The sequence below is a fragment of the Oliverpabstia intestinalis genome, assembly GCF_009696065.1.
In the GTDB taxonomy this organism is placed as follows: Bacteria; Bacillota; Clostridia; order Lachnospirales; family Lachnospiraceae; genus Oliverpabstia; species Oliverpabstia intestinalis.
In genome coordinates this window covers 1-1,363 of record NZ_VUMS01000084.1, presented here as the reverse complement: position 1 = coordinate 1,363, position 1,363 = coordinate 1, and the positions used below count along the sequence as shown (strand labels likewise).

1 protein-coding gene is annotated in these 1,363 nt (G+C 41.1%); it reads right to left on the bottom strand.

What is annotated here, in order from left to right; translation table 11 throughout:
- Positions 1-55 precede the first annotated feature (55 nt).
- Complete coding sequence (locus FYJ57_RS15015; RefSeq protein ID WP_154433277.1) at positions 56-1,270, bottom strand: IS256 family transposase; 1,215 nt, start codon at positions 1,268-1,270, stop codon at positions 56-58.
- Between the last annotated feature and the right edge of the window lie 93 nt (positions 1,271-1,363).

Below are 1,363 nucleotides of genomic sequence, written 5' to 3'. Positions count from 1 at the left end.
AAAGGAAGCGGGAATGGTCAGCTTTGGAGCAAATCCATTCCTGCTTTTCTTTTCTCTACAGATAGTTGGTAAGCCGTTCTCCATATAGGACAATCAACTGATTCAACACTTGATCCCAGTTTCGATACCTCTGCGTCCATTTTTTGACTACATTTTCACTGGCAAGGTACAGCATCTTTTCCAATGCTGTATCGCTTGGAAATACACTCTTGGTTTTCGTGACTTTCCGGTACTGACGGTTCAATCCCTCTATGATATTTGTGGTGTACATAATGCGCCTGATGTCGTTTGAAAACTGGAAAAAGGAACTTACATCTTCCCAATTATTTTCCCAGTTGCTAATAGCATAGGGATATTTCTTTCCCCATTTCTCCTTAATATTCTCCAGTTCTGATAAAGCGGCTGTTTCATTCGGAGCATTATATACCGCTTTGAAATCCGAGGAAAACTTTTTCAGATCATTATAGTTTACATACTTGAAAGAATTACGCAGCATATGGATGACACATCTCTGGATTTCTGCCTGCGGATAGACTGCCTGGATGGCTTCTTTAAAGCCCGGAAGCCCATCTACACAGAAGAAAAGGACATCTTTTACTCCGCGATTCTTCAGATCGTTAAGCATTCCAAGCCAGAACTTGCTGGTTTCATTGGCTCCCACTGTGATGCTGAGGATATCTTTGTACCCTTCCACTGTAACACCAAGAACAACATAAGCAGCACGGCTTAAGATCCTGCCATCTTCCCGGACTTTGTAATGAATACAATCCATGAATACAAAAGGATACACCGGGTTCAGAGGACGGGACTGCCACTCCTTGACCTGAGGTAGAATCTTATCTGTGATCTTGCTGACCATTTCAGCTGATAATTCAATTCCATAAAGATCCAGAAGTTGGTCATGAATGTCACGTGTACTCATACCACGGGCATACAAAGAGATCACTTTTTCTTCAATCCCGGAAATATCCCGCTGATATTTAGGAATCAGCTTCGGTTCAAACTCTCCATTGCGGTCTCTTGGTACGTCAATTTGAAATTCGCCATACTGGCTTTTTAAGTTCTTTGTGGAATGTCCATTTCTTTTATTGTCTGTCTGCAAATCTCCCTTATGATTTTTCTCGTAACCGAGGGTTGCATCTAATTCTGCCTCCATCAGCTCCTGCAGGATATCTTTGAAGCTGTCTTTCAGAAGCGTGTATACATCGGCAACGCTACTAATGTTGTTTTCTGAGATAATCTGTCGAATTTGTTCCTTTGCAACTGCCATAAAAATACTCCTTTTCGATAAGAATTGTCATATCTGAATTCTTACCAAAAAGGAGCCATTTTTTACCAGAAACACAAACTTTTTTACACTACC